The sequence below is a fragment of the Paenibacillus sp. CCS19 genome, from assembly GCF_033239625.1.
Lineage (GTDB): Bacteria > Bacillota > Bacilli > Paenibacillales > Paenibacillaceae > Paenibacillus_T.
The window spans coordinates 1-19,754 of record NZ_BTCK01000075.1; the positions used below are offsets into that span (position 1 = coordinate 1).

Genomic DNA, 19,754 nt, shown 5'->3' on the forward strand with positions numbered 1-19,754 from the left:
GAGGTTTGGGTGGGAGTGGAGAAAGTTTTTAGAATAAAGCTTGTTTCAATAGGGGTTTCAAAGGGGCGAAGCCCCTTAAAAAAATCCTCTCACAACAAAGGGGGCATGGGGAACACCCCATAATCCTTTTAGGAAAGGACGTTAGCTATGGACTCTAATAAGCGTCAGCGTTTCGAGCTGCTCATGCGTCAGGCGCAGCTGCCGGAAGAAATGATTCATGCTCATTTTCAAGACGGACATATCGAGAAGGTAGTAGTCAGCGAAACCAATCGACAGTGGACGCTTCATATTCATAAGCCATCTTTAGTTCCAACGACGACGTTCTCCTTGTTCATGCGGACAATCGCTGATCGTCTATCTCATATTGCAGAAATTTCGATTGTGATGCATTACGATAACGCAATCGCAACATCCGTTATTTCACAGGAATATTGGCCTTTATTCGTTGAATACGCACAACGCGAGATGGTTTCGGTTAACGGCTGGCTCGCTAGGGCAGGCATCGAAGCGAATGACGATACCTTGAGCGTCTTAATGCTTGATCAGACAGGGCTCGAGCTTGCTAAGAAGAAGGGAATCGACGAGGCGGTTTCACGCTTTTACGATGAACGATTTGCGCGCACGGTACGCGTGAAGCTGACAGCTGCACAGAGACAAGAGAGCCGGCAAGAGGCGTTTGAGCAATTAGCACGTAAGGTAGAGCAAGAAGAACGGGAAGCACTCCAGCAATTAATGGTGAGCGCTCCTCCTGAAGAGTCATTTGACGATGCGGCAGATGACGGTGTACCACCGCTTGCGGTCGGCTATGATATCCGTGAGGAAGCAGTTCCGATCATGAACATTCGCGAGGAAGAGAAGAAGATCGCTGTACAAGGTACGGTGTTCGGGCTTGAAGTGAAGGAGCTGCGCAACGGCAGCACGCTGTTCACCTTTAACGTAACCGACTTCTCGGATTCGATTGCGATGAAGATGTTCGCGAAGACGAAGGAAGATGTTAAGGTTCTAAGCCAGCTCTCGAACGGCAAGTGGATCAAAGCACGCGGCCGTGTAGAATATGACCGTTTCATGATGGAGCCGGAGCTCGTCATGATGCCGAACGATCTGCATGAGGTGAAGGCGCCTGCGGAACGTAAGGACGAGGCGAAAGAGAAGCGGGTGGAGTTCCATCTTCACACGTCGATGAGCACGATGGATGCGGTAACGTCAATCAGCGACTACGTGAAGACGGCTGCCAAATGGGGGCACAAGGCGATCGCGGTAACGGACCACAGCAACGTACACTGCTTTCCCGAGGCTGCGAAAGCTGCCAAGAAGCATGGCATTAACGTGCTTTATGGCGTTGAAGCCAATGTCGTCAATGACGCGGTGCCGATGGTTATCAACCCCCGCGAACAGTCGCTGCTCGACAGCGAATATATCGTATTCGATATCGAGACGACGGGTCTGTCGATTATTAATTGCAAGATTATCGAGCTTGCAGGGGTCCGGATGCGCAACGGTCAAGAAGTCGACCGCTTCTCGACCTTCATCAACCCGCATGAGAAAATTCCTTACCATATCCAGCAGTTGACGAACATCAACGATGAGATGGTAGCGGATGCGCCTGAGCTTGAACCAAAGCTTCGCGAATTTATTGAGTTTATTGGTGATACTGCGCTCGTCGCGCACAATGCGCGATTCGATATCGGCTTTATCCAAGCAAACTGCAAGGCAATCGGGCTTCCTGAAGTGAAGAATCCGGTGCTCGATACGCTGGAGCTTGCACGTTTCATTCATCCGACAATGAAGAACCACAGGCTGAACACGTTATCGGATAAATATAAAATCAGCCTCGAAAACCATCACCGCGCAATCGACGACTCGATCGCACTCGGCGGCGTATTGTTCGGTTTGCTGAAGGACTGTGCTGAACGCAACATTACGAGTCTGCATCAACTGAATGACTATGTCGGTCTCGACCTATCGAACACCCGTCCGTTCCACTGCGGTGTCTATGCACTCAACGGCACTGGCAAGAAGAACTTGTTCAAGTTGATTTCGATGTCGCACACGAATCATTTCAAGAAAGTGGCATGCATGCCGAAGAGCAAGCTGACCGAGCTGCGTGAAGGTCTGCTCGTCATTTCCGGCTGCGAGAAGGGCGAGTTCTTCGAGACGGTACTTAACAAGACGGAGGAAGAAGCGGAGGAAGTCGCGCAATTCTACGATGTGCTGGAGATTCAGCCGGTTGATTTCTACATGCATCTTGTTGAAAAAGGTCTCGTCGGCAGCCGCGCAGAAATCGAAGAGGCGCTTCGCCGCGTTGTCCGGATTGGCGCAAAGCTGAATAAGCTTGTTATTGCAACCGGTAACGTGCACTACTTGAACCCGCGTGACAAAGTGTTCCGCGACATTACGATTCAAGGGATTACGGGCTTCAGTCCGCTCAAAGGCATGCGCAAGCCGGACGCGCATTTCCGCACGACAGATGAGATGCTTCGCGAATTCTCTTTCCTCGGAGAAGAGAAGGCGTTCGAGGTCGTCGTTCGCAACACGAACGAGCTTGCCGATCGATTCGAGAAGTTCGATATGTTCCCGAGCAAGCTGTTCACACCGATCATCGAAGGGGCGGAAGAAGAGATCCGTACGACCTGCTACGAAACGGCGAAGTCACTGTACGGGGATGAGCTGCCAGAGGTTATTGTTCAGCGCCTTGAGAAAGAGCTTGTACCGATTATCGGGTACGGCTTCTCGGCCAACTATTTGATTTCGGCACGACTGGTTAAGAAATCGAATGAAGACGGTTATCTTGTAGGTTCACGGGGATCCGTAGGTTCTTCGATCGTCGCGACCTTCCTTGGTATCTCTGAAGTTAATCCGCTGCCGCCGCATTATATCTGTCCCAATAAGGAATGCAAGCATAGTGAATGGTTCCTCGACGGCAGCATTCGGAGCGGCTTCGACTTGCCGAACAAATCGTGTCCGAATTGCGGCTCCCCGATGAAAGGTGAAGGCCAGGACATTCCGTTCGAGACGTTCCTCGGCTTCAAAGGCGATAAGGTTCCCGATATCGACTTGAACTTCTCGGGCGTGTATCAGCCGGTTGCGCATAACTATACGAAGATCATGTTCGGTGAAAAATGCGTTTTCCGTGCAGGTACGATCGGTACGGTCGCTGAGAAGACGGCATACGGTTTTGCTAAGAAATACGAAGAAGAACAGGGCAAAAAATGGCGTGGCGCTGAGTTGAGCCGACTCGCTTCGGGTTGTACAGGCGTCAAACGAAGCACCGGCCAGCACCCTGGCGGTATAGTCGTTGTTCCTGACTACATCGAAGTCGAGGACGTTACTCCTGTGCAGTATCCAGCCGACGATGTCAATGCGGAATGGAAGACGACCCACTTTGACTACCACGCATTCGAAGAAAACTTGCTCAAGCTCGATATTCTCGGACACGATGATCCAACGATGATGCGGATGCTGCAGGATTTGACGGGCGTTGATCCAACGACGATTCCGATGAACGATCCTAAAGTTATGAGTGTCTTCAATTCGACGGATGCGCTTGGCGTTATGCCTTCGCAAATTCGATCGGCTGTCGCGACATACGGTGTTCCCGAGATGGGAACGAAGTTCGTTCGCCAGATGCTTGAAGAGACGAAGCCATCCACGTTTGCCGACTTGCTGCAAATTTCCGGTCTGTCGCACGGTACGGGTGTATGGCTCGGCAACGCGCAAGAATTGATTAAGAACAATACATGCACGATCAAAACCGTAATCGGTTGTCGTGACGAGATTATGTTGTTCCTCATCTATAAGGCGGGAATGGATGCTGCCCTAGCGTTCAAAATTACGGAGAGCGTGCGTAAAGGCAGAGGGTTGACGCCGGAATGGATCGAGGAAATGAAGAACTGCAAGGTGCCGCAATGGTACATCGACTCCTGTTTGAAGATTGAATACATGTTCCCGAAGGCGCATGCCGCGGCATACGTCATATCGGCTGTAAGAACGGCATACTTCAAGCTTTATTATCCGATCCAGTTCTATGCAACGTACTTTTCTGTTCGGATCTCGGAGGACTTCGATCTGGATCTGCTCTGCCAAGGGTATGAGGCAATTTATCGTAAGCTCGAAGAGATCGAGAACAAAGGCTTCAATGCAACGCCTAAAGAGAAGAATAGTGTTTCGCAGCTGGAAATGGCGCTCGAGATGACATCCCGCGGTTTCTCGTTCAAGCCGATCGATCTGTATCGTTCGGACGCGACAAACTTTATTGTAGACGGCACTTCGCTTATCCCTCCTTTCTCGGCGATTGCCGGTATCGGGGAGAACGCTGCTCGCAATATTGCGGGTGCGCGCGAAGAAGGCGAGTTCCTATCGATCGAAGACTTCCAGATGAAGTCGAAGGCGACGAAGACAATCATAGAAGTGCTGACAGGCATGGGTTGTTTCCGCGGCCTGCCGGAATCGAACCAGCTGTCGCTGTTCTAGACGACTGCAGCTCGGATTTCTCCGGAATGAACCGCACTGTACCGCTAAACGATTGGTTACAGCCGCTACACCTCGAACAAGGCGGTTGTCACCTGTCATATGGTTATGTTATAATTTTTCTGGTAAAGATGTGGATAGGCTGACTGACAAAGAGTGGGGAAACCCACTCTTTACGTTTTGTCTCGCCATTTTTCCATTGTCACATTCGGGAGGTTCGTATCATTTGAGCAATTCGAAAATTAAGCAAATCGTCGAAGACATGGTTAAACCCTTCATCGACGAGAACGGATTTGAGCTTGTTGACGTTGAATACGTAAAGGAAGGCAGCAATTATTTCCTGCGCGTATTTGTCGATAAGGAGGGCGGCATCGATATCGACGAGTGCGGTCGCGTAAGCGAATACTTGAGCGAGCAACTCGACGAGAAGGACCCTATTACGGAAGCCTATTTCCTAGAGGTTTCTTCGCCTGGTGCTGAGCGTCCTCTCAAAAAACCGGAAGACGTGCATAAAGCGGTTGGCAAGCATATTTATGTAACCACGTACGAGCCGATTAAAGGGCACAAGGAATTCGAAGGACTGCTGCAATCATTCGACGGCGAGCTTGTGAAGATGCGCGTCAATCAGAGCAACGTCGAAATTCCGTATGCCAAGGTTGCTTCGGCCCGTTTGGCTATCGTATTCTAGCACGTCTGTCATCGTATGAAAGGGGGAGCTCATTGCAATGAGCATGGAGTTTATTGAAGCTTTAGGTGAGATCGAGCGAGAGAAAGGGATCAGCAAAGACATCCTGATCGATGCCATCGAAGCTGCGCTCATTTCCAGTTATAAGCGTAATTTCAACACCGCACAAAATGTACGCGTTGACATTAACCGCACGACGGGCGTTATCAAAGTTTACGCACGCAAGACGGTTGTTGACGAGGTGCTTGATCCTCGCATGGAAATTTCGGTAGAAGCAGCTCGCGAGATTAATCCGCATTACACAATCGATGATATTGCTGACATCGAAGTAACACCGCGCGATTTTGGCCGGATTGCAGCGCAGACCGCTAAACAGGTCGTAACGCAGCGTATCCGCGAAGCTGAGCGCGGTCTTATTTATAACGCGTTCATCGATAAGGAAGAAGATATCGTGAACGGTATCGTTCAACGCCAGGATACGCGCAATCTGTTCGTGGACCTTGGCAAAGTAGAAGCAGTGCTTCCGCTGACGGAACTGATGCCAACGGACAAATTCAAGCACGGTGACCGTGTGAAGTCGTATATCACGAAGGTTGAGAACACGACGAAGGGACCTCAAATTATTATGTCCCGTACACACCCAGGCCTGCTTAAGCGTCTGTTCGAGCTTGAAGTGCCGGAAATCTATGACGGCGTCGTTGAGATTCGTTCCGTTGCACGCGAAGCCGGCTTCCGTTCCAAGATTGCGGTTCATTCCCGCAATGCAGAAGTTGATCCAGTCGGTTCCTGCGTAGGCCCAAAGGGCATGCGCGTACAGACGATCGTCAACGAGCTGAAAGGCGAGAAAATCGATATCGTCCGCTGGTCGGAGAATATCGATGAGTACGTTGCGAATGCGCTCAGCCCGTCCAAAGTATTGGAAGTTATCGTATTCGAGCAGGAGAAAATGGCGCGTGTCATCGTTCCTGACTATCAACTGTCGCTCGCAATCGGTATCAAGGGTCAGAACGCACGTCTAGCAGCTAAGCTGACGGGCTGGAAGATCGATATTAAGAGCGAGACGCAGGCCGAGCAGGAGTTCGGTCGTCCGAAATCGCCTGAGAGCGATACGATGCATCAGGATTCGGTATCGATCGACTAAGCGTTCACAAGATAGAGCTTGCTTCAGAGAGGGGGGAGCACGGTGAAACCGAGAAAAGTGCCGCTGCGCAAATGTATTGCTTGTCAACGGATGATGCCTAAGAAGGAACTCATTCGGGTTGTACGGACACCTGAAGCAAATGTCTTGATCGATCTGACAGGGAAAAAGGCGGGCAGAGGCGCCTACTTGTGCGGACAAGTCGATTGTTTCAGGCTGGCTAAGAAGAGCAGAGCGTTCGATCGCGCGTTGAAAGCGCAAGTAGAGCCGGTCATCTACGACCAACTGGAGCAGGATTTCATAGCGGTAGAGGATGAATTCATTGCCAGCAAGGAACGTGCAGAGGACGATGAGTAAGGCGCTCTCGCATTTGGGTATGGCAATGAGGGCCGGTAAGCTCGTAACCGGCGACGATACGGTTCTGAAGTCGATAAGGCAAGGCAAAGCACATCTAGTCATCGTTGCGGGGGATGCTTCGGACAACACGAAGAAGAAGTATCGTGACAAGTGCGGCTATTATAATGTCAAACTAGCCGAAGCGTTCGATCGAGTGGAACTGGGCAAGGCGATCGGGAAGGAAGCCCGCGTGCTGGTGGCGGTCACCGACGCAGGATTCGCCCGAATGATCATTGGTCAGTTAAGCTCAAATTCGGAGGTGGACCATATTGACAAAACAACCGGACAGCAAAGATAACAATAAAGATAAGCTTCGCGTATACGAATATGCCAAATCGCTCAACATGAGCAGTAAAGAAATCATCACAATTTTGAAGCGGCTTAATTTGCCGGTGAATAATCATATGAGTGTCATGGAGAACAATATGGTCTCCAAGGTTGAAGGATTCTTTCGCGATATTAAACAAAATGCCGCTGTAAAACGTGCCTCCGAGACGGCTACGGTATCTGCTGCGGCAACTCCGAAACACCAGGACAACCGAAAACCGGCGCCTGCTGCTGAACAAGCAGCAGTGCAGTCGCAATCGGATCCTAACAAAATTCATTCACAGGATAGACAGGGGACTATGAATTCTATTAAAACGACAACGAACACAACCAACCAAGCAGGCGAACAACAGGAGCAGCGCAGCAACGAACAACGCAGCACTGAACAGCAAGCTCCAAGTCAACAGACATCGAATAGTACGCAAGGCGGCAATCGTGGCCCAGGCCAAGGCGGCGGATATCGCGGCCAAGGTGGTCAAGGCGGTAACCGTGGACCAGGTCAAGGCGGCGGCGGATACCGTGGCCAGGGCGGCGGCCAAGGAGGCCAAGGCGGCGGTGGATATCGCGGTCAAGGCGGCGGCCAAGGAGGCCAAGGCGGCGGTGGATACCGTGGCCAAGGCGGCGGTCAAGGAGGCCAAGGCGGCGGTGGATACCGTGGTCAAGGCGGCGGTCAAGGCGGTCAAGGCGGTCAAGGCGGCGGTGGATACCGTGGCCAAGGCGGCGGCCAAGGCGGTCAAGGCGGCGGTGGATACCGCGGCCAAGGCGGCGGTCAAGGAGGCCAAGGCGGACAGGGCGGCGGATATCGCGGTCAGGGAGGCCAAGGCGGTCAAGGAGGCCAAGGCGGCGGATATCGCGGCGGTCAAGGCGGTCAAGGCGGCGGTCAAGGTAGACCGGCCGGCCAAGGAGGCCAAGGCGGCGGATTCCGTGGCGGCCAAGGCGGCGGCCAGGGCAGACCAGCTGGTCAAGGCGGCGGCAGCCGTCCAGCATTTGGCGGCGGCGGCGCACCAGGTGGCGGCGTTCGCGGAGGCGCTTCTAGCGCTCCATCCCAAAGCTCGCGTTCTGAGAACAGCGGCGCATCGAGCAACTGGGCTTCGAGAAAAGGAAATCAAAAGAATCACAACAATAACAACAATGGCGGCAGACGCTTCGATGATGACAACAAAGGCGGTTTCCGTTCACCTCGCGGCGGCAAAGGCGGCAGAAACAACCGCAGCAACAACCAGCCTCCACGTGAGAAGATCGACAACACGCCGAAGAAAATTATCGTTCGCGGTTCGATGACAGTTGGCGAGCTTGCGAAATTGCTCCATAAGGACGCTTCCGAAGTTATCAAGAAGCTGATCTTCATGGGTGTAATGGCTACAATCAACCAAGAGGTTGACCTCGATACGATTCAACTCATCGCAACCGAGATGGGCGTTGAGGAAGTGGAAGTGAAAATCCGCGTCGAAGAAGACCAATTCGAAACAGTCGAAGAGGTTGACGACGAGGCAGATCTGGAAACACGTCCACCGGTTGTTACGATCATGGGTCACGTCGACCATGGTAAGACGACGCTGCTTGATGCAATTCGCCATACGAATGTAACAGGCGGAGAAGCGGGCGGCATTACGCAGCATATCGGCGCGTACCAAGTCGAAGTTCACGGTAAGAAAATCACGTTCCTTGATACACCAGGCCACGAAGCGTTCACGCTCATGCGCGCCCGCGGTGCACAAGTAACGGATATTACGATTATCGTTGTCGCAGCGGACGACGGCGTTATGCCTCAGACGGTTGAAGCAGTCAACCATGCTAAGGCAGCAGGCGTGCCGATTATCGTTGCTGTCAACAAAATTGATAAACCGGAAGCAAATCCGGATAAAATTAAGCAAGAGCTCACCGAGTACGGCCTTGTACCAGAGGAATGGGGCGGCGATACGATCTTCGTCAACCTGTCCGCGAAACAGCGGATCAACCTCGAAGGTCTGCTCGAGATGATTCTGCTTGTTGCTGAAGTGAACGACTACAAAGCGAACCCGAACAAACGCGCTCGCGGTACCGTTCTTGAAGCAGAGCTCGACAAAGGTAAAGGCCCTGTTGCACGGATTCTCGTTCAACACGGTACGCTCAAAGTCGGCGATGCCTTTATTGCTGGTAACAGCTTCGGCCGTGTTCGCGCAATGGTGAACGATAAAGGCCGTCGTCTTAAAGAAGTGGGACCTTCTACGCCGGTCGAAATTACCGGTCTGACGGAAGTTCCTCTTGCAGGCGATCCGTTCCTCGCTTACGAGGACGAGCGCAAAGCCCGTCAAATTGCGGAAACGCGTATGACGAAGGCTCGTCAATCCGAGCTTACGACGACGACACGCGTTACGCTTGATGATTTGTTCCAACATATCAAAGACGGCGAGATCAAAGATCTTAACGTCATTATCAAAGGTGACGTACAGGGGTCCGTCGAGGCGCTCAAAGGCGCACTGGCTAAGATCGACATCGAAGGCGTACGCGTTCGCGTCATTCACAGCGGCGCAGGCGCAATTACGGAATCCGATATCAACCTCGCTTCGGCATCGAATGCGATCGTTATCGGCTTCAACGTTCGTCCAGAAGCACAAGCAGCTGCTCAAGCTGAGCATGAGAAGGTCGATGTTCGTCTGCATAACATTATTTATAACGTCATCGATGAAATCGAGCACGCAATGAAGGGCATGCTGGATCCAGTATTCAAAGAAGTCGTTATAGGCCATGCAGAAGTGCGCATGCTAATTAAGGTGACCAAAGTCGGCACGATTGCCGGCAGCATGATCATTGATGGCAAAATGCAGCGTAATGCGGAAGCGCGTGTTACACGCGGCGGCAAAGTCATCTTCACTGGCAAAATTGAATCGCTCAAGCGTTTCAAGGACGATGTCAAAGAAGTCGCGCAAGGTTACGAGTGCGGTATCTCGCTTGACAAGTTTAACGACATTCTTGAAGGGGACATCATCGAAGCCTTCGTGATGGAAAAGGTAGAGAGGTGATCGCTTAATGGCAAAAGTCCGAGTTGGCCGGGTCGGCGAACAAATTAAAAAAGAGCTGAGCCAAATTATTCAATCGGAATTAAAGGATCCGCGCATCGGATTCATTACGGTCACTGGCGTTGAAGTGACAAACGATTTGTCCCAAGCCAAAGTTTATCTCAGCGTGCTGGGAAGCGAAGAGCAGAAAGAAGAGTCGCTAAAGGCAATTGCTCGCGGCACAGGCTTCATTCGTTCGGAGCTTGGCAAACGGATGCGTCTTCGCCATACGCCAGAGCTCATCTTCAAGTTTGATGCGAGTATCGAGTATGGCAGCCGCATTGAGTCGCTGCTTGAACAGATCAACCGCGGAGAACGACAAGTATGACCAATCAGGCGATGTTAAGTTCGGAGAGCTATTCAGCTCTGCTTGAGCAAGCATTGACGTTTATGCATGAGGGAGACGACTTTCTGGTCGTCTCTCACGTGCAGCCTGACGGTGATGCAATCAGCTCGACTGTTGTCGTCGGATGGCTGCTCGACAAGCTTGGCAAACGATATACGTTAATCAATGAAGGTGATGTACCTTCACGTCTTCATTTTCTAACTCTTAGCGATACAATCATCAACTACAGCAAGTCACAGCCGAATCGAACGTTCAACCGCGTCATTGCTGTCGATTGTGCCGATTTTCGGCGTATCGGCGAGGTGGCGTCTTGTTTTTCTGAGGACTGTCAGCTTCTTAATATCGATCATCACCCGACGAATGACGCTTTCGGCGTTCATAATATTATTCATCCGGAAGCGGCAGCAACCGTTGAGATCTTGTTCGATTTATTAAGACATGCAGGCATTACGCCGGATGTACCGGCCGCAACAGCAATATATACCGGCTTGTTAACCGATACGGGCGGCTTCCGATATTCGAATACGACACCGCATGTGATGGAGATGGCTTCACAGCTCCTCGGACTTGGTGTGAACGGACATTGGATTGCGGATTATTTGCTCGAACGGATGACGATGCCGCAGCTCAAGCTGCTTCAGCTCGGGCTAAGCCGATTAGTATTCTCTGAAGATAACCGCATTGGTTGGCTATACATAGAAGCGAATGACCTCGCCAGCACCGGCGCGGCGCCAGAAGACCTTGAAGGCTTGGTGAACTATGCGCGAAATGTTGATGGCGTTGAAGTGGGAATCCTGTTCAAGGAGCTGAAGGACGGTCAGGTGAAAGTAAGCTTGCGTTCGGCTGGTCTCGTCGACGTAGCTGCTATTGCCCAATCGTTCGACGGCGGCGGACATGTCCGTGCTGCAGGATGCAAACATGTCGGACCGCTTGATCAGTCGATGGAGCAAGTGGTAGAGGCGATTAGAAAGGCGTTGAGCAATTGATGGATGGCATATTGGCGGTATGGAAGCCGGCTGGATGGACAAGCCATGACGTTGTAGCGAAGGTGCGAGGCATTACGCGAGAGCGGCGTATTGGACATGCAGGTACGCTCGATCCGCAAGTAACAGGCGTACTCCCGCTCTGCATTGGTCGTGCGACGCGTGTCGTTGAATATTTGCAGGAGCAGCCCAAGGCATATGAGGCGGTGCTGCAGCTCGGCGTGGCGACTGATACCGAAGATATGACAGGTACACCTATTGAAGAAGTCGATGAGGTTTCTGTAACGGAAGAGCAAGCGGCTTCGGTGCTTGCTTCCTTCGTTGGAGAGATCGATCAGGTTCCGCCCATGTACTCGGCTGTCAAAGTCGGTGGACAACGTTTGTACGACTTGGCTAGACAAGGCGTTACGATCGAACGCAAATCGCGGAAGGTGACGATCTACAGCATTTCGCTGCTCGGATTCGACCAGGATGCAAGTCGTCCGCGCATTCGGTTTGACGTACATTGCTCCAAGGGCACTTATATCCGCACATTATGTGTAGATATAGGCAAACGTCTTGGTGTGCCTGCTTCGATGGCTGAGCTTGTACGTACGATGTCGGCAGGCTTCACGAAGGAGCACTGTTTGACGCTTGAAGAGGTGGCCGCTTTGCAGGCAGACGGTATGCTGCAATCCCGCCTTATGACTGCGGATGCCGCACTGTTCCAAATGCCGAAGGCGATCGTCAAACAGAATGCCGCAGCGTATGCGCTTCAAGGTCAAAAAATTGGCGCGCATCGACTCATCATCGATAATTCACTCTTACCTAAACAGTCTGTTCGACTGTATGATGAGGAGGAACGGTTTCTCGGCATCTTTGAATGGAATGCTGAGGCTCGTCTGTTGTCTCCTGTCAAGGTGTTTAACTAGAACGGAACGAACGAACAGAATTTTCAATAGATTGCGGGTGTTTGAGCTATGGAACTGATCTCCATCGGTTTTCCGTTATCCGATTTGCCGTTAGCATCGAAAGGCGAGCAGCTGTCTGTTGCAATCGGCCATTTTGACGGAGTTCACAAAGGACATCAGAACGTAATCAAGCGCGCAGTTGATGCCGCTCGCCAGCAAGGGCTGAAATCAGCCGTGATGACTTTTCATCCTCACCCGAAGTCTGTTCTAGGGCAGGGCGAGCAGTATGTCAGCTGTTTGACACCGCTTGAGAGCAAGCTGGCTCAATTCGCGGAGCTTGGTGTCGATTATGCGTTCGTTATGAAGTTTGACCACAGCTTCGCAGGCATTTCGCCTGAACGATTCGTCTCTGAAGTTCTTGCGCCGCTTGGCGTTCGTCAGAGCGTCGTCGGATTTGACTTCCGGTTCGGCAGCCGTGGCGCTGGTGATGCAGCGATGCTTGGCACATTGGGGCTTGCAGTCGGCATGACGACGGAGGTTGTCGAACCGCTGCTGCTGCAAGGTCAGAAGATAAGCAGCACATACGTGCGCGAAGCGCTGGATGAAGGCAATATGGTGCTTGCGGAACAACTGCTCGGTCGACCTTATGAAGTTGAGGGCGTTGTTGTACATGGTCATGCACGAGGCCGATTGATTGGATTCCCGACTGCCAATGTCGGGCTTGTGGAGTCGTATATCACACCGCGGCTTGGCGTGTATGCAGCACAAGCGGTGATTGGCGGTCATGTTTATCCGGCTGTTCTCAATCATGGGATGAAGCCTACATTCAAGGACGGGGAGACAGCGCCGGTACTTGAAGCACATCTGATGGGATTTTCAGGTGACCTGTACGATCAGACGATTCGGATTCGGTTTATTTCATTCATTCGACCGGAACGCAAATTCGAAAGTGTCGACGAATTGGTCGCACAGATCGGCCGCGATCGCGACGAAGCAGCCAGACAACTTGCGGAACTTGGGTTGATCGAAGCTTCATCGGTAAGCCGCAACCTATAATGTGATGGAATGCACAAGCGACGGCGGTTTACATGGGCCGTACAATTGTGCTATACTATAACACGTTGCTGCCTACATGGACAGTTTTCGCTGTCGATACAGCACAGGAACCTCAGCTTGGTTGCACGCTCTCACCGGCGGTGACGAGGCTGACGGCGATTATTTGATTAGGAGGTGAACTAGGATGGCAATCACGCAAGAGCGCAAGAATGAGATCATCGAAACGCACAAGAAACACGCGAGCGATACGGGATCCCCAGAAGTTCAAGTCGCTATCCTTACGGAGAACATCGTTAACTTGACGAACCACCTGCGGACGCACAAGAAGGACCACCACTCCCGCCGCGGTTTGCTCAAGATGGTAGGTCAACGCCGTAAGTTGCTGGCATACCTGAAGAACAACGACGTTAGACGTTACAGCGCATTGATCGAAAAACTCGGCCTTCGCCGATAAGCATCGGAAAAAGCAACCTAGCCTTTCTTCGGTCCGACAAACGGGCGGATGCGGCAGGTTGCTTTTTGTAATGATAAAGAAATCAGAATAGTTTGCCATGAGTGCAAGATTCATGCAACACTGACAGGAGGGATACAATGCTGCAAAAAGTGGAAATGACATTGGGCGGACGTCCGCTCGTGCTGGAAACGGGCCGTTTGGCTAAACAAGCGAACGCGGCAGTAACAGTTCGTTATGGCGAGACAGTTGTACTCTGTACGGTAACTGCTTCTTCGGAACCGAAAGATCTCGACTTCTTCCCATTGACTGTAAACTATGAAGAGAAGTTGTATGCCGTAGGTAAAATTCCAGGCGGTTTCATTAAACGCGAAGGTCGTCCAAGCGAGAAAGCGATTTTGTCTAGCCGTCTGACGGACCGTCCGATTCGCCCGCTGTTCCCAGAAGGCTTCCGTAATGACGTGCAGATCGTTAACCTCGTTATGAGCGTTGATCAAGATTGCTCGCCAGAAATCGCTGCAATGATCGGTACGTCTGCTGCACTGTCGATCTCCGATGTTCCGTTCAATGGTCCAATCGGCGGCGTTGTTGTAGGTCGTATTGATGGTCAATTCATTATCAACCCAACGGTTGAACAAGAAGCGGCAAGCGACATTTTTGTCGTTGTATCGGGTACGCGCGACGCGATCATGATGGTGGAAGCCGAAGCGAATGAAGTGCCGGAGAGCGTTATGCTCGAAGCAATCATGTTCGGTCACGATGAGATTCGCAACATCGTTACAACGATCGAAGAGCTGCAATCAATCGCTGGTAAAGACAAAATGGAAGTTAAGCTGCATGCCGTTGACAGTGCAGTTAATGAAGCCGTTCGTGCTTATGCTTCCGCACGTCTGAATGAAGCGATCCGCATTCCTGAGAAGCATGCTCGCCAAGAGGCGATCGATGCAATCAACGTGGAGACGGTCGCTCACTTCAACGAAGTGTATGCAGAGACGCCAGACTTCATGGACGATGTGAAAGAAGTGCTGTATGACATCGTTAAGGAAGAAGTTCGTCGACTCATTACGCATGACAAAATTCGTCCTGACGGCCGTGCGCTCGATGAGATTCGTCCGATCGAATGCGATACATCCTTGCTGCCGCGTACACACGGCTCGGGTCTGTTCACGCGTGGTCAAACACAGGCGCTTAGCATTTGTACGCTTGGTGCGCTTGGAGACGTGCAAATCCTTGACGGCATCTCGCCTGAAGAGTCCAAACGTTTCATGCATCACTATAACTTCCCGCCATTCTCCGTGGGTGAAGCTCGTCCGCTTCGTGCGCCAGGCCGCCGCGAAATTGGACATGGTGCTCTCGGTGAACGTGCATTGTCCAAAGTTATTCCGCCAGAATCAGAATTCCCATATACGATCCGTCTCGTATCCGAGGTTCTCGAATCGAACGGTTCAACATCGCAGGCAAGTATTTGCGCGAGCACGCTTGCAATGATGGATGCAGGCGTTCCGATCAAAGCACCGGTAGCCGGCATCGCGATGGGTCTGATCAAAGACGGCGATCACTTCTCGATCCTGTCCGACATTCAAGGTATGGAAGATCACCTCGGCGATATGGACTTCAAGGTTGCGGGTACGGCAGCTGGCGTAACGGCAATTCAGATGGACATTAAGATCGACGGTATCGACCGTGCGATTCTGACGCAGGCGCTTGATCAAGCACGTGAAGGACGTATGCACATCCTTGGCAAAATGCTTGAAGTAATCAATGAGCCGCGTAAGAACTTGTCCAAATACGCACCGAAAATTATGACGCTTCGCATTAATCCGGACAAGATCCGTGATGTTATTGGCGCAGGCGGCAAAATCATCAACAAAATCATCGAAGAGACGGGTGTCAAAATCGACATCGAGCAGGATGGTATGGTTTACATCGCTTCTTCTAATGAAGAAATGAACCAAAAAGCTCGCTCGATCATCGAAGGCATCGTTCGCGAAGTCGTTGTTGGCGAAATTTACCTCGGTACCGTTAAACGTATTGAGAAATTCGGTGCATTCGTTGAAATCCTGCCGAACAAGGACGGTCTTGTTCATATCTCGCAAGTATCGACAGAGCGCATTGCGAAGATCGAAGACGTGCTGAAAATTGGCGATCAAATTACGGTTAAAGTAACGGAGATCGATCAACAAGGCCGCATCAATCTGTCGCGCAAGGCTGTATTGACACAAGAATCGGAAGTTTCTTCGCAATAACACGTCTGCGTGCGGTTCAAGGCCTAGCCGAACTCACGCAGCGTCCTTATATTAAGTAAATAGGCAATAAGACAAGAGCCAGATTTGATCTGTCTCTTTTTTTGATTTCAAGAAAACCGCTTCCTACATGTTGATTGGACAACCGCCGCATAATCTCGTCCCTATTCTCATACATTGTGAGCATAGGAAAGGTGGGAGTTCGGATGAAGTACGGCAAAGCTGCGGCGATGGCAGGGTGCGTACTTGCCATTGTAGCTCTGGCCAAGCTTAATGGCCCCTTCAATGATTACATACAAGCGATGCGCAGCGCAGACAATCATTCTTCACCAGCTTACAGCGACCAGACGAATGAACGGCTTCTGCAAGATATCCGCAGCGAGGCGGAGAAACGGAATATTAAACCGATCGATGCGAAGATTGACCGCGTATGGAAAGCGATTCCCGGCTATAACGGCTTGGAGGTCGATGTTGATCGGACATATGCGGCGAATGTAAGCAACGACGCAGGAGCGCCGCTCAAGCTAATCTATAAGGAGACAGCGCCTGCTGTCGGCTTGAATGATCTAGGCGCACAGCCGATTTATCGCGGCAATCCGAATAAACAGATGGTATCGCTAATGATTAATGTAGCGTGGGGCAATGAGTTTCTTGAACCGATTCTCAAGACGCTGGAGCAGGAGAAGGTGAAAGCGACTTTTTTCCTCGACGGCACTTGGCTTAAGAAAAATCCTGACCTCGCGAAGAAGATTCAAGCGGCGGGACATGAACTATCGAACCACGCCTACAACCATCCGGATATGCGAAATCTAAGCCGAGATGCGCAGTATCAGCAAATTGCGAAGACGGAAGGGCTGCTCAAATCCGTGCTTGGCGTGGATGATAATCGATGGTTTGCGCCCCCTTCAGGCTCATTCAACAGTCAAACGGTGACGATCGCGCACTCACAAGGGCTGCGAACGGTATTATGGACGATTGACACGATCGATTGGCAGAAGCCCCCGGCTTCGACAGTCGTGAGCCGCGTTCGCAGCAAGCTTACGCCAGGTGCGTTAATACTCATGCATCCAACCGCATCGACGCGCGACGCGCTTCCCGCTATGATCAAGCTCATTAAATCGAAGGGTTATCAGCTTGGCACCGTCAGCGAAACATTATCGCCAAGCCGAACGGACACGGGCGGTTGAGCGGTGTCACTTAATTTGTTATAGTGTTACTATCTATTGAACGGCGAGACACTGCTCCTCGTTTAATCACGTCTGCGCACAGACGTTTCACCTTGCATCATAACGAAGGAGGACTCTAAGTGAAGAAATACTCACTGAGCAATGGCCTGCGAGTAATTGTTGAGCCGATCCCAACGTGCAGATCGGTTTCTTTTGGCATTTGGGTCAAAACAGGCTCGCGGCATGAGAATACACAAGATAATGGCATATCCCATTTTATTGAGCACATGTTGTTCAAAGGAACGGAGCGGTTCACTGCGAAAGATATCGCAGATGTGTTCGATGGCATCGGCGGCAACGTGAATGCCTTCACCTCGAAGGAATACACGTGCTATTTTGCCAAAGTGCTTGATCAGCATTTGCCGATCGCGGTGGATGCGCTGGCAGATATGTTCTTTAATTCGCAGCTGGATGATGAAGAGCTCGCCAAAGAGAAGAACGTTATTCTCGAGGAGATTGCGATGTATGAGGATACGCCGGACGATAAGGTGCATGATGACGCATCCCGTGCCGCATATGGCGATCATCCGCTCGCATACTCTATTCTCGGCCTTCAGGATCGACTTCAGGCGATGACGAGCAGCGATCTGCGCAGCTATATGCAGCGGCAATATCGCATCGACAACGTCGTCATTAGCGTTGCGGGCAACATTGAAGAACAAAGCCTGATTGAGCTGCTGGAGAAGCATTTTGGCAGCTTCAGCAACCAAGGTGCGGCTGAGACGCTTGATACGCCAGCGTTTAATGGAAGCTACTTGTTCCATAAGAAACAGACGGAACAAAATCATATTTGTATTTCATTCCCGGGCTGCTCGATTGCAGATCCGAACTTATATGCGATGGTGCTGCTCAATAACGCGCTTGGCGGCGGCATGAGCTCTCGATTGTTCCAAGAAATTCGCGAGAAGCGCGGCTTGGCTTATTCCGTCTATTCCTATCATACGTCGTTTGCCGATACGGGATTGTTCACGATCTATGCTGGCACAGCACCGAAACAAACGGCTGATGTCCTGAATATTACAATGGATATCCTCGGTGAATTGGCAGTCAAAGGCCTGACAGAGGCCGAGCTTCATCGCGGCAAGGAGCAGCTTAAGGGAAGCCTTATTCTAAGCTTGGAGAGCACGAGCAGTCGGATGAACCGCAACGGCAAAAACGAGCTGATGCTCGGCAGACATTATACGCTGGATCAAATGCTCGAGCGTATCGATGACGTTACGATGGCTGACATTGCGGATATGACGAAGAAATTGCTCAGCGTTCCATTTGCAACGGCGGTTGTAGGAACGAACGATAAGGCAGCAGCGAAGCTCAGGAGGGATCAGTTTGTTTCAGGTTCTGTTTAAGCGATTGCCGGGCAACGAGGATATCAAGCTTCCGGAGCGCATGTCCGCAGCGGCTGCCGGCTTCGATCTGCATGCAGCAGTAGCAGAGCCGACAACGCTCGCGCCAGGCGAACGAAAGCTAATTCCGACCGGCTTCGCCATGGCAATGCCTGAACAGCTGGAAGCGCAGATCCGTCCCCGCAGCGGCCTGGCGTTCAAACACGGCATCACCTGCTTGAACTCGCCGGGTACGATCGACGCAGACTATCGCGGCGAAGTGAAAGTGCTGCTCATCAATCTCGGTCAAGAGCCGTTCGTCATCACGCGCGGCGAACGCATCGCCCAGATGGTGTTCCAGACCGTCCCGGTTGTTACCATCGCCGAAAGCCACGAACTCCCGGACACCATCCGCGGTACAGGCGGCTTCGGCCACACAGGCGTATAACAGTAATCAACCGTAAGACCTCAACTTCCACTACTAAGTGGAGGCTGAGGTCTTTTTCGTTCCTATAAACGTATCTCTCCGCTCGTCGTCACTCTAAAGACTTTAACGGTTGCCATAGTGGCTATATTCAAGTAATCAATCCGATTCGAAAGCTAAGGGTTTCCACAATCGTTATCGATCCCTCAAACGCATATTTCACTCAAATACCGCCCCAATAAGCGTAATAGCAACCGTTGAATCAAAGATTCCCCTGATTCACATTCATTAAGCTCTCTCACAACCGTTACACAGAATGCGCAATAGTCGAAGGGTTTGACTGCTGTTTGCCACCCAATCACCTTGAAGGGGATTGGGTATCAGAGCGATATGGGAGAACGTAAAGCGTGTCCCGCAGGGACGAAAGCGAGCACACGCAGGAATAACGTGAGTACGCCGAATAAGTGTGCACCAGAAGAGTCCGTTACCGAATAAGTTCGCATGAGAGCATGTCCTGACAAGGACGAAAGCGGGCAGACGATCCAACGTACCTAGAACAGTCCTTCGGGAGTCCAGAGGGCAATGCCCTTTGGGGCCCTCCCTAGAGGGAGGGTTTGGGTGGGTGAATGAAGTGATGGTTTCGTTTAGTGAAAAGTCCCCCCTAGAGGGGCAGGGGATATATCCGCGAGAGCGCCCAAAGTAAAGCGTGTCCCGCAGGGACGAAAGCGAGCACACGCAGGAATAACGTGAGTACGCCGAATA

At 51.6% G+C, this 19,754-nt stretch carries 15 protein-coding genes; all 15 read left to right on the top strand.

Going from position 1 to position 19,754, the window contains the following annotated elements; genetic code table 11:
• The first annotated feature begins 147 nt into the window (after positions 1–147).
• The 15 genes from SBI19_RS28385 (at position 148) to dut (ending at position 19,016) form a co-directional block, all read left to right on the top strand.
• On the top strand, positions 148–4,470 hold the full coding sequence (locus SBI19_RS28385; protein ID WP_317972899.1) for a PolC-type DNA polymerase III: 4,323 nt from the start codon (positions 148–150) through the stop codon (positions 4,468–4,470).
• Between the two features lie 223 nt (positions 4,471–4,693).
• The gene (rimP, locus tag SBI19_RS28390; RefSeq protein WP_191202489.1) at positions 4,694–5,155 is read left to right on the top strand and encodes a ribosome maturation factor RimP; all 462 of its coding nucleotides are present in this window, start codon (positions 4,694–4,696) and stop codon (positions 5,153–5,155) included.
• A gap of 37 nt (positions 5,156–5,192) precedes the next feature.
• A complete protein-coding gene (gene nusA, locus SBI19_RS28395; RefSeq protein ID WP_317972900.1) occupies positions 5,193–6,293 on the top strand; it encodes a transcription termination factor NusA in 1,101 nt (366 codons plus the stop codon).
• A gap of 42 nt (positions 6,294–6,335) precedes the next feature.
• Positions 6,336–6,647, top strand: coding sequence for an RNase P modulator RnpM (gene rnpM, locus SBI19_RS28400; RefSeq protein ID WP_317972901.1), 312 nt, complete (start codon positions 6,336–6,338; stop codon positions 6,645–6,647).
• On the top strand, positions 6,640–6,984 hold the full coding sequence (locus SBI19_RS28405; RefSeq protein ID WP_317972902.1) for a YlxQ family RNA-binding protein: 345 nt from the start codon (positions 6,640–6,642) through the stop codon (positions 6,982–6,984). Before rnpM ends, SBI19_RS28405 begins: the two co-directional genes overlap by 8 nt.
• Positions 6,956–10,015: a translation initiation factor IF-2 gene (gene infB / locus SBI19_RS28410; protein WP_317972903.1), complete on the top strand. Its 3,060-nt coding sequence runs from the start codon at positions 6,956–6,958 to the stop codon at positions 10,013–10,015. The genes SBI19_RS28405 and infB overlap by 29 nt, the downstream gene beginning before the upstream one ends.
• A gap of 7 nt (positions 10,016–10,022) precedes the next feature.
• Entirely contained in the window at positions 10,023–10,379 is a 357-nt protein-coding gene (gene rbfA / locus SBI19_RS28415) for a 30S ribosome-binding factor RbfA (protein WP_191202493.1), read from the top strand.
• A complete protein-coding gene (locus SBI19_RS28420; protein ID WP_317972904.1) occupies positions 10,376–11,383 on the top strand; it encodes a DHH family phosphoesterase in 1,008 nt (335 codons plus the stop codon). Before rbfA ends, SBI19_RS28420 begins: the two co-directional genes overlap by 4 nt.
• Entirely contained in the window at positions 11,383–12,291 is a 909-nt protein-coding gene (truB, locus tag SBI19_RS28425; RefSeq protein ID WP_317972905.1) for a tRNA pseudouridine(55) synthase TruB, read from the top strand. Before SBI19_RS28420 ends, truB begins: the two co-directional genes overlap by 1 nt.
• Positions 12,292–12,339: 48 nt before the next feature.
• Complete coding sequence (locus SBI19_RS28430; protein WP_317972906.1) at positions 12,340–13,326, top strand: bifunctional riboflavin kinase/FAD synthetase; 987 nt, start codon at positions 12,340–12,342, stop codon at positions 13,324–13,326.
• Positions 13,327–13,510: 184 nt separating this feature from the next.
• On the top strand, positions 13,511–13,780 hold the full coding sequence (rpsO, locus tag SBI19_RS28435; protein ID WP_317972907.1) for a 30S ribosomal protein S15: 270 nt from the start codon (positions 13,511–13,513) through the stop codon (positions 13,778–13,780).
• A gap of 137 nt (positions 13,781–13,917) precedes the next feature.
• Complete coding sequence (gene pnp, locus SBI19_RS28440) at positions 13,918–16,023, top strand: polyribonucleotide nucleotidyltransferase (protein WP_317972908.1); 2,106 nt, start codon at positions 13,918–13,920, stop codon at positions 16,021–16,023.
• 203 nt (positions 16,024–16,226) lie between these two features.
• Complete coding sequence (locus SBI19_RS28445) at positions 16,227–17,207, top strand: polysaccharide deacetylase family protein (protein ID WP_317972909.1); 981 nt, start codon at positions 16,227–16,229, stop codon at positions 17,205–17,207.
• 119 nt (positions 17,208–17,326) lie between these two features.
• Entirely contained in the window at positions 17,327–18,592 is a 1,266-nt protein-coding gene (locus tag SBI19_RS28450) for a M16 family metallopeptidase (protein ID WP_317972910.1), read from the top strand.
• Positions 18,573–19,016 (top strand): dUTP diphosphatase, encoded by a 444-nt coding sequence (gene dut, locus SBI19_RS28455; RefSeq protein ID WP_317972911.1) that lies wholly within the window; start codon positions 18,573–18,575, stop codon positions 19,014–19,016. Before SBI19_RS28450 ends, dut begins: the two co-directional genes overlap by 20 nt.
• The last annotated feature ends 738 nt before the right edge of the window (positions 19,017–19,754 follow it).